The organism is Nonomuraea basaltis (assembly GCF_005893125.1).
GTDB classification, from domain to species: domain Bacteria; phylum Actinomycetota; class Actinomycetes; order Streptosporangiales; family Streptosporangiaceae; genus Nonomuraea; species Nonomuraea basaltis.
In genome coordinates, this window is record NZ_VCJS01000141.1 from 24,150 (window position 1) to 33,382 (window position 9,233).

The 9,233-nt window shown below is 69.4% G+C and carries 12 protein-coding genes; 4 read left to right on the forward strand and 8 right to left on the reverse strand.

The genetic code is table 11. From position 1 onward, the window contains the following. Positions 1-261: 261 nt before the first annotated feature. Positions 262-654 carry a serine O-acetyltransferase gene (locus tag EJK15_RS44850; RefSeq protein WP_138716578.1) on the reverse strand — a complete coding sequence of 131 codons (393 nt, stop codon included), beginning with the start codon at positions 652-654 and terminating at the stop codon, positions 262-264. Positions 655-1,238: 584 nt separating this feature from the next. Then, the gene (locus EJK15_RS44860; RefSeq protein WP_138716579.1) at positions 1,239-1,502 is read right to left on the reverse strand and encodes a hypothetical protein; all 264 of its coding nucleotides are present in this window, start codon (positions 1,500-1,502) and stop codon (positions 1,239-1,241) included. A gap of 818 nt (positions 1,503-2,320) precedes the next feature. On the opposite strand from EJK15_RS44860, the gene EJK15_RS44865 reads away from it, so the two are divergent. The 3 genes from EJK15_RS44865 to EJK15_RS44875 all read left to right on the forward strand — a co-directional run bounded on the left by EJK15_RS44865 (position 2,321) and on the right by EJK15_RS44875 (position 4,585). Further along, a complete protein-coding gene (locus EJK15_RS44865) occupies positions 2,321-3,139 on the forward strand; it encodes a universal stress protein (protein ID WP_171074903.1) in 819 nt (272 codons plus the stop codon). Beyond that, positions 3,136-4,056 (forward strand): sigma-70 family RNA polymerase sigma factor, encoded by a 921-nt coding sequence (locus tag EJK15_RS44870; protein ID WP_138716580.1) that lies wholly within the window; start codon positions 3,136-3,138, stop codon positions 4,054-4,056. The genes EJK15_RS44865 and EJK15_RS44870 overlap by 4 nt, the downstream gene beginning before the upstream one ends. Positions 4,057-4,189: 133 nt before the next feature. Then, complete coding sequence (locus tag EJK15_RS44875) at positions 4,190-4,585, forward strand: nitroreductase/quinone reductase family protein (RefSeq protein WP_240777610.1); 396 nt, start codon at positions 4,190-4,192, stop codon at positions 4,583-4,585. Between the two features lie 553 nt (positions 4,586-5,138). Here the strand turns inward: EJK15_RS44875 and EJK15_RS44885 are convergent. Together EJK15_RS44885 and EJK15_RS44890 are read right to left on the reverse strand one after the other, a co-directional pair. Beyond that, the gene (locus EJK15_RS44885) at positions 5,139-5,957 is read right to left on the reverse strand and encodes a universal stress protein (protein WP_138716582.1); all 819 of its coding nucleotides are present in this window, start codon (positions 5,955-5,957) and stop codon (positions 5,139-5,141) included. A 112-nt stretch (positions 5,958-6,069) separates the two neighbouring features. After that, positions 6,070-6,306: a hypothetical protein gene (locus tag EJK15_RS44890; RefSeq protein ID WP_138716583.1), complete on the reverse strand. Its 237-nt coding sequence runs from the start codon at positions 6,304-6,306 to the stop codon at positions 6,070-6,072. Positions 6,307-6,451: 145 nt separating this feature from the next. Here EJK15_RS44890 and EJK15_RS76670 point away from each other — a divergent pair, with 145 nt between their 5' ends. Continuing rightward, positions 6,452-7,417: a putative zinc-binding protein gene (locus EJK15_RS76670; RefSeq protein ID WP_171074904.1), complete on the forward strand. Its 966-nt coding sequence runs from the start codon at positions 6,452-6,454 to the stop codon at positions 7,415-7,417. Between the two features lie 423 nt (positions 7,418-7,840). On the opposite strand, the gene EJK15_RS75245 is transcribed toward EJK15_RS76670, so the two are convergent. From EJK15_RS75245 to EJK15_RS44915, 4 genes are all read right to left on the reverse strand, one after another. Then, positions 7,841-7,936 (reverse strand): YkuS family protein, encoded by a 96-nt coding sequence (locus tag EJK15_RS75245; RefSeq protein WP_240777611.1) that lies wholly within the window; start codon positions 7,934-7,936, stop codon positions 7,841-7,843. 1 nt (position 7,937) lies between these two features. After that, on the reverse strand, positions 7,938-8,624 hold the full coding sequence (locus EJK15_RS44905) for a CBS domain-containing protein (protein WP_138716584.1): 687 nt from the start codon (positions 8,622-8,624) through the stop codon (positions 7,938-7,940). Further along, complete coding sequence (locus tag EJK15_RS44910) at positions 8,621-8,869, reverse strand: BON domain-containing protein (RefSeq protein WP_138716585.1); 249 nt, start codon at positions 8,867-8,869, stop codon at positions 8,621-8,623. The genes EJK15_RS44905 and EJK15_RS44910 overlap by 4 nt, the downstream gene beginning before the upstream one ends. A 57-nt stretch (positions 8,870-8,926) precedes the next feature. Further along, positions 8,927-9,233 (reverse strand): BON domain-containing protein (locus EJK15_RS44915; RefSeq protein WP_138716586.1); only part of this gene is annotated, 307 nt, incomplete at its 5' end.

Sequence of the window (9,233 nt, forward strand, 5' to 3'; positions counted from 1 at the left end):
TCATCTGGCGTCCGCTACCCGCAGGATCGCGCTTGAAGACGAGCAACGCGGGATGAGGTGGGGCCTGACCGTGGCGTCGGCTCAGTCGCTCCATCCTGATCGTGTGGTGGTCCTGCGGTGTTCCCCTGGCGGGGGAGGATCGACGACCAGGCCCGCCGGCCCCGCAGTGATGCCGAGGTCAGGTCGCCCTGGGAAACGGTCTATCGGACGTGTTCCAAGGGACTTTGGTCCCTGCCGTGACCACGGCGAGGCGCGGGATCTTCATTCCATGTTCGCTGTTACCCCTGTGCCGGGGATTGCCTTGGCGTCGGACTGGAAGCCGCGGCCGCCCAGCGTGACCTGGTGGTAGAGCGTGACGTCGTCACCGATGACGGCGGTCTCGCCGATGACGACGCTCGCCCCGTGGTCGATGAACAGCCGCCGCCCGATGCGGGCGCCCGGGTGGATCTCGATCCCGGTCAGAGTGCGGGCGAGCTGCGAGATCAGGCGGGGCAGGAATGGCACACGACGGCGTTGCAGCTGGTGGGCCAGGCGGTGGATCCAGACCGCCCACAGTCCGGGGTAGAGAATCGCCTCGAGCCTGTGGCGGCCGTGCAAGGCAGGGTCGCGGTGCGCGGCCGCGCGTAGGTCTTCGAGCATGAAGGTGATGTCCATCCAGGTCTTCGCGAGATCGTGGTTTGTGCCGGTGCTCCTCGCTTGCGGCCCCGCTCGCGCCGGTACGCGTAGCTCACCCGGCGGGCGCAGCTCGCCCATGGGATCGGCCTGTCTGGCTATGGCGCGAGGAGGGGGCAGGGCGCGGGACAGCGCTCGTCGAAGACGCGTCGGATGTGGAAACCGGTCATGGGCGTCGCGAACCGCACGCCGGCCAGGCCGCTCATCGGGGAGGTCTCGCCCGGCGGGCGGCGGGTCCGGGGATGGCCTTCGTGGTTGTGACCCGCCGTCCGCTTGGGTGCAGGCCCGTCATGAGCGCCACCGTCCGTGTGCCGGACGGGCGACGGATCGGGTGGCGCTCATCGGACATGACGCCGACGGTAGATCGCAGGCCCGATCCGCCGTCACCGCCACAGGTCACCTTCACGGTGGGACTTTGGACCCGTCTATCTGGGCCGTTCGGCACGTGCCGGCTATCCGGTCGTCGCCGCGGACTGGCCGGGCGTGATGCGGTCCCAGGCGGCGACCGGCAGCATGATGACGGCGGCGGGGAACAGCCCGTGCAGGGGTGGAGGTCCTGCCGAAGGTCAATCGGCAAGGGGGACCGCGCCCGTTCCGGCCGGCGACGGCCATCGGGAGGTGCCGCCTTCGGCCAGGGCCTTGATGGTGGTCATCTGCTTTCTGACTGAGAAGTAGCCGGCCGACTGCGACAGGAGCAGGTAGATCAGGCCCAGGAGGCCGGGGCGGCACAGTACACGGAGCCGGAACAGCATCCTGGTGCGCCCACCGAGGTCGTGTAGGACGATCGCCCAGGTCTCCGTGACGTGGAACGCCCCAATCGCCAGGACCATCGCGCGCGCCGGCTCGACCTGCTCGGCCCGGTAACCGGTGCCCGCGCGGCTGTCAGGAGCAGGTCACCCACGCCGAGCTTCTGCAGTTCGGGGATGATGCGGCGGGCGCTGGGCATACCGCCGTTGTCGATCGTGTCATAGCCGTACCAACCGGCCCGGGTGTATCCGCCCATCTGCACCAGCCACGGCCACACCGCCTCCGGCGGCGCGTCGATGGTGATGGCGCGGGTCGCGACGATGTGGGGGAGGGGAATGACAGCGTCGCCCGGGAGCGGGCCGCGCACTTCCGCCCGCGTCGCTCCCCAGCGAAGCAGCCGCGGGCGCACGAGTATCACATATGCGACGAGCGCGGCCGCCTGTACCAGCAATAACCGTCGTGCCCGCTTTCCGGCATGGCGCGTTCTCCTCATGCTTCGATCCCATCAAGGGACTGTGTCGCAGGGCAGGGCCGAAAGTCGATGATGCGCCGGGCGTTCGTCCTCTTGCGTCGCTGCTCTGCCTGGGGCCTCTGGGCACCGGGTCGACTACGTCTGGGCGATCGCCCGGATCTCGATCGGGTGGGTCTTCCTGTGGGCGTTCCCGGACAAGACCCGCTACGAGCGCGGTCGGACCACAGCGCGGCTCATGCGCGCCGGTCTGCCCATAGCCGGGCGGACAGCGCGGCGGCTTGGGGGCATGCGTCCGGATACCCCCATAAGGGAGACGCGTTCCGGCATTGAGCTCCGCTGGGGGCCGAAAGTCCCTTCCCGCAGAGGTCTTTCGGCGCTGGGACGCGAGGCCATCCACAGGGTGTGCTGGAGGAGACGTAAGGAGAAAGCATGATTCTCGTCGGAGTGGACGGCTCGCGGACCGGGCTGGAGGCTGTCGGGTGGGCTGCGAGGGAGGCGGCCTTGCGCGAGGTACCGCTGATGGTGGCGCATGCCATGCCGCGGTGGGCGTACGAGACCGAGACCGGCCGTTACGCCGAGGTGGCAGCGTGGATGCGCGATGGCGGCAAGAGCGTGCTGGCCGCAGGTGAGGAACGGGCACGCAGGGAGCAACCGAAGATCAGCGTGTCCACCACGTTCCTGCCCGACGATCCTCGCTCGGCCCTGATCGGCGCGGCGGAGGAGGCCGAGTTGCTGGTGGTCGGCAGCCACGGGATCGGCGGCTTCCGCGGGATGCTGGTCGGATCGGTCGCCTACGGCGTGGCCGGGCACGCACCCTGCGACGTCGTGGTGGTCCGCGAGCTGCCCTCACTGCCGCGAGAGGAGATCGTCGCCGGGATCGACGGTTCGCCGGCATCGGCTCGGGTGCTGGAATTCGCCTTGGCGGAGGCGCGGCTGCGGGGAGCGCGGCTGCGTGTCGTCCATGCCCGTACGTATCCGCATCCGGGTCACTTCGACCCTGCGGGTTCTGAGGAGCCGCTTGTACCGAGGCAACTGCTCGGCGAGCGCTATCCGGATGTGGCCGTCGTGGAGGAGGCGGTCCACGGCCATCCCGTCGAGGTGCTCCGCCAGGCCGCGAGCGGTGCCGACCTGCTGGTGGTGGGCTCGCACGGGCACGGCACGTTCGCCGGGATGGTCCTGGGCTCGGTCAGCCAGGAACTGCTCCACCAGTCCCCGTGCCCGCTGGCCGTGGTCAGGAGCGCCCGATGAGCATCGACGCGCAGGCGGAGCCGGTTCCGCACGATCAGCTGAGCGACTACTTGGCGCGGATCAGCGGCACACCCTTGCTGACCCCCGCGCAAGAGGTGGAGCTCGCCAAGCGGATGGAGGCCGGGGCCTACGCCGCCCATTTGATCGAGCAAGGGGCGGCGGAGCCCGGACTGGAAGCGGTGGTCGCCGACGGTCGAGCCGCCAGGGAGCACATGATCGAAGCAAACCTGCGGCTGGTCGTGTCGATCGCCAAGCGATACGCGCGCCGCGGGCTCTCTCTTGCCGACGTGATCCAGGACGGCAACCTGGGATTGATCGAGGCGGTCGAGCGGTTCGACCACACCCGAGGCAACCGGTTCTCCACGGTCGCCACCTGGTGGATCCGCAAGGCCATCCAGCGAGGAACGGAGCACGCGCACCCGGTGCGGCTGCCGATCGGCGTGCAGGACCAGCTCGCGAAGGTCGCCCGTGCGGAGGCCACGGCCATGCACCGGCTCGGACGTCGTCCGACGGAGCGTGAGCTGGCCGAAGAGTCGGGACTGGAGCCGGCCAGGATCGGAGCCCTGCGCCGGCTGCCGCAGCGATGCGCCAGCCTCGACGTGATCGTGGGAGAGGAACGGCACCAGTCGACACTGGGCGAACTGCTGGAGGACGTCGAGATGGTGTCCGCTGAGCAACTCGTCGAACGCAAGGCCCTGAAGGACCTGCTCGCTTCACTCGTCGCGGGGCTGGCACCACGTCAGGCGTTGATCATGCGGCTGCGGTTCGGGCTGGGCGGGCACGGTGAGCACACGCCCCGGCAGATCGCCGAGGAGCTGGGTTTGACCCCGCATTGGGTACGTCAGCTCGAGAAGGAATCGCTGGCGCACATGCGCGGGCGCGGCAACCGGCAGGGGCTGCGGGCGTGGGTGAGCTGACCAGCGATTTCGTGGAAGTGGACTCATGAACCGATCAGGACGCTGGCACCACTGGCTCTATCGTGGTGGGAGGCCGAATCGAGTGGCCCGGGCCATGAACCGGGCCTGGCGCGTGCTGCACTCGTCGGGGCTGGTGAAGCGTTTGGCGACGCTGGAGGTCGTCGGACGGCGTAGTGGCCGCGTCATCTCCTTCCCGTTGGTGGTCGCCGACTACCAGAGGGAGCGCTACCTGGTGGCGATGCTGGGGGAGAACGCGAACTGGGTGCGCAACGTGCGCGCGGCGAAGGGGCGGGCGGTGCTGCGGCACGGCCGACGGGAAACCGTGCGCCTCGAAGAGGTCGAGCCCGCAGTGCGGGCGCCCATCCTGCGCCGCTATCTGGCCATGGCGCCGGGCGCCCGTCCGCACATCCCGGTGGACCGGCATGCTCCGTCGCAGGATTTCGAGCGGATCGCAGCCCGCGTGCCGGTCTTCCGCGTCACAGCCTCGCCCTCGTCGCCGTTGGCGACCACCACGGTGTCCGGCCAGTGACCCGCGGCCGCCCATTTGCCGGCCACCAGGAACCCCGCTCCGCCCAGCCCGCGCAGCCAGGAGGCGGCCACCTGCGAGGCGACATGCTCGGGCGTGCGCCGGCCCACGGTCTCCACCCAGGACCGCCAGGCTGCCTGACCGCGATCCCGCCGCTGGGCTGGGCCATGGCGCTCGGCGCGGCCATCCTGGCCCCGCCGCTGTGCGACCTGGCCCGCCGAAAGTCCCGAGAACCAGGGACCTTCAGCCCTACCCGCACGCCACCCGCACGACGATCCTGGAATACAGACACCCGCCGAGGTGCGACAGAGATCCCCATCCCTGAGGCACTCCCGCCCGGCAGCGGATCGGTGACCGTGGTCGGCAGTCACATCCCCAGGCCACCGAGACGGCGAGCCGGGCAGGACGTCCATCCCCACCCGGCGGGTGTCTTCGCCTGTCCCCCGTTCGCGGCGGATGAGAACCAATTAGCTTGGGGCGTGCTCGATGGAGGCAGGACCACGAGGAACCCACGATGCACGTCACCGTCCGACGACTCCCAGTGGGGCAAGTGACGCTATGGCTCGTGTACCACGGCGACCGGGCACGGCGCCTGGTGCACCATCGCCTGGCTGACCGACCCGAGCAGCAGCCCGCGCACCTCGCCGAGGCCGCGCGCGCCAATCACCAGCAGGCGCGCCTTCCACGCGGCTTCGAGCAGCGCCTGGCGCGCGGGCTGGTCGGCCAGTTCGACGCTTGTCTGCAGGTCATGGAACCGGCGCCGCCAGAGGACGAGTTCTTCCCACGCCAGCCCTTCGGCTTGGATGCGCGTGTCTTTGCCCGGGTCCGCGATCAGAGCCTTGAGCGGCGCCGCCAGCCGTGCGGCCTCCCCGGCGGCGAAGCCCAGCGCGGCCATGGACGACCGCGAGCCGTCGAAGCCCACTACCACTTCGCGGGTGCCCCTCGCCTCCGCGTCTCCACGTACGACGATCATCGGGCACGCGGCCCGGGCGATGACATGTCCGCTCACCGAACCGGCCACGATCCCTCCGAGCGCGCCGTATCCGCGGGTGCCCACCACGATCAACTCTGCCTCCTTGGACAGGTCGACCAGGAGCGCGGCCGGCGAGCCGCGGTCGGTCAGCGTGTTGACGGGCAGTTCCGGATATCTCCTCATGACCCATGCCGCAGCGGATTTCACCAGCCGCCGCGCCGGGCGGCGGACCAGCTCGAGCGGGATCAGCTCGCCGGGCCACTCGTGGTAGGGCCACTCCCACGCGTGACACACGGTCAGCGGCAGCTTCCTGTCCGAGGCCTCGGCAGCGCCCCACCGCAGGGCCTCGAGCGCCGAGGGCGAGTCCTCATAGCCCACCACCACGCCGAGTTCGTCCTCCATGATGATCTCCTCTCCCCATCACCGTCTCCTGGAATGGTCTTTGCCGCTTAGGGGCGTCCCGCTCGTCTTCGGAGGACTTTGGTCCTCTTGGCTAACGCCCCAGCGATGACGTTCATGACAGGTGGCAGGGGTCAATGTCGTTGAGCATGGCCACGTCGAAGGGCGTGGTGGTGATGCCCTCCTTGTTGCGGATGAGCGGCTTGTCGACGGTGAACAGCCAGTCAGCAAAGTCCCGAACCAGGCGGGGCCAACGGCCCGAATGAGCAAGGTGCCCAATGGCCCCGTCATTTCGGGACCAAAGACCGTTGCCGGTGCGAAGGGATGGCGAAAGGCTCGGACGCGCGATCAAGGTTCATCTCTGCGAGGAGTGTCGGCATGACCGTGGCGGAGCCGTACCGGATCAATCCTGCGCCCGAAGAGAGGAACCCGCGCCGGTGCGACTGATCATGGATGACGGGCGCCGCCGAGTTGTTCGTCGTTAGGAGGAGTCTCGATTGTCCCGGCCCAGACGAGCAGACCTGCCGGTGGTCTATTCCTGCTCCGGCTGCTCCAGCGCCGCCCAGATGGCCAACGACCTGGCGCTCCGGCTGGACCGCATGGGACTGGCCGAGATGTCGTGCATCGCAGGGGTGGGCGGGGATGTGCCCTCGCTCGTGCGCGTGGCGATTTCAGGGCGGCCGATCCTCGCTCTCGACGGCTGCCCGCTGACGTGCGTACTGGGCACTCTCAAGCGTCACAACGTGGTCCCGGACGAGCACGTCATGCTGCACAGCCACGGCGTGCGCAAGCGCAAACACATTGACTACGACGCCGCACAGGCCGAACAGGTGCTGGAGTCCGTCGCCGAGGCGGTACGGCGGATCACCCGCGGCCAGTGCCCCACTCGGCGTGACCACGCCCAACTCGCGCACAGTTCCACCCCACTCCACTCGACCCCCGAGCAGGAGCCGCAGCGGCCCGCCCCGCCGGCCTTCCACGATGTGCAGCGCGCCACCCTCGCCGCCATCCGTGACCACCACGCCGAGCTCACCCGCACCATGGCCGACCATGTCAGGACGCTCTGCCTGATGCTCGACCGGCTGCAGTCCCCTGTGGGACGGCAGATGACCCTGGTCGGCTTCTGCACCCAGAAGGTGCTCGCCCACGCGACTGCAGAGGAGAAGATCCTGTACGCCGCAGCCGAGCGGGTACCGGAGACCCGCCTGCTGGTGGCTGCGATGCGCAGTGAGCACCTCGCCCTACGCTCGCTGACGGACCAGGTGAAGGCGGCGCGACTGACCGCAGACGTCATCACAGGCGCGTCGGCACTGTACGCCCTGTTCTGCGCCCACGTGGAGAAGAAGAACGAGGTCTTTCTCCCGGCGCTCGTGGACGCCGGGGTCGATCTACGCGCCCTGCTGTCGCAGATGCACGACCTCCTGGGCGAAAACGATACAGACGTGGTGGTCTCACAGGTCTGAGTTCGCAAGGGCACACGCCAGCGCAGCCGCGTCCCTCCCCTCCGCGGCTCTCCAGTTCCGCCGTTCCCCAACCGGGCGGCGCGTTCCTCGATGTTGCGCAGGCCGCTATGACCTCGCATGGGAATGCCGCACCACGTTGGACAGGGCCTCACGCAGCACCGCCGGCAGGTGCTCGCCGGCGGGTTCGGGCACCAGGGTGTCGATCTGGCCCTCCATGCGCAGCCCTCATCCACAGGCACGTGGGGGCGTGCGCCCGGCGCGCAGGCCAGGTAGCACCGCAGGAGAGCGCGCGCCGCGGGCTCGACCTCTTGAAGGAGCACGCTCGCGCGCGCCGCCGAGTTCGCAGCCGGTAGGCGCCTGGCGCCTGTTCATCCGTCCATCCCGCAGGCAGGTCGGCGACCGAGCCAAGCTCCTGGAAGCGGATCACGCCGTCGCGGACCACTGGCCCACGACGGCGTACCCGCGCTCGCGTAACGCGCTGATCAGCGGGTCCAGCGAGTCCAGGACGGCCGGTTCCATGTCAGGCGCCGCCCCACACGGTGTATGCCGCGACGACGTCGTCGTGTCTCCAGTTGAGCTTGTCGTGCACAGCCACGACGCCGTCGATGCTCTCGGCCAGGCGGACGGCGGTGATGGCCTGGCTGTGCTCGTCGAGCGTGCCGGTCAGGGTGACCACGCCGTCGGCCACCGCGATGCCCACCTCGCCGCGGACGGTCTCGCGTACCTGGCGCTCGATGTCGGCGTCGGGGCGGAGGAAGACCTTGATCAGGTCGCGGCGGCTGACGATGCCGACGAGCCTGCCTTCGGCGTCGACCACGGGCAGGCGCTTGACACCGTACTTGTCCATCTGTCGGGCGGCCAGCACGACGGCGACGTCGGGATTGGTGGTGTGGGCCGGCGAGGTCATCAGCTCGCCGGCGGTCTCGCCGAGCGCCTTGTAGAAGCCGCTGCCCTCGCTGCCGACGGTGTGTCGGATGCGGGCACGCAGCGGCGGTGTGTAGCCGTCGCCGTAGTAGCGCTCCTTGAACTCCTGCTTGGCCAGCAGATCAGCCTCGGACACCACGCCTACAACGTGGCTGTCGTCGTCCAGCACGGGCACGCCGCTGACACCGCGGTTGATGAGCAGCTCGGCCACGGTGTGGAAGGACGCCTTCTGGTTGACGGCGGCCACATCGGTGGTCATCACGTTCTCGACGGTCGTTCTCATGGGGATCTCCTGAGGTGCTCGACCCGGACGACGCCGGGCACGGTGCGGGCGAGCAGGCCGGCGATGCGGTCGGCATGCTCGTGGGGCGGCCCGGACAGCTCGGCCACGCCGTTGTGCACCGTGACGTCCCGGCTCGGGCCGGAGGGGTAGTGCTCGCGCAGGGCGGTGACGACCGCCTGGCGAAGGTCGTCGTCCGAGCGGGCCAGCATCGCCATCAGGTCGCGGCGGCTGACCATGCCCACCACCGCATCATCCTTGGACCGTGATAACCGGGCTGCTCATGACCTCGCGTACGAGCATGGCTACCCGGCCTGCCACTTCGAGTCGTCCTGCTTCCAGGTGAGCTCGTTGACCACGTCGACGACGCCGTTGACCCGGGCGGCCATGCGGGCGGCGACGCCGGTCTCGGTACGTCGGTCCATCTGCCCGGACAGCGTGACCACACCGTTGTCCACCGAGACGGTGACCCCGTCGGTGTTGATCCACAGGGTGCGGCCGAGGATGTCGTCGCGGATCTCGGCGGCGATCTCCGCGTCGCCGCGCAGGAACAGTTTGACCAGGTCGCGGCGGCTGACGATGCCCACGAGCCGGCCGTTGAGGTCGAGGACC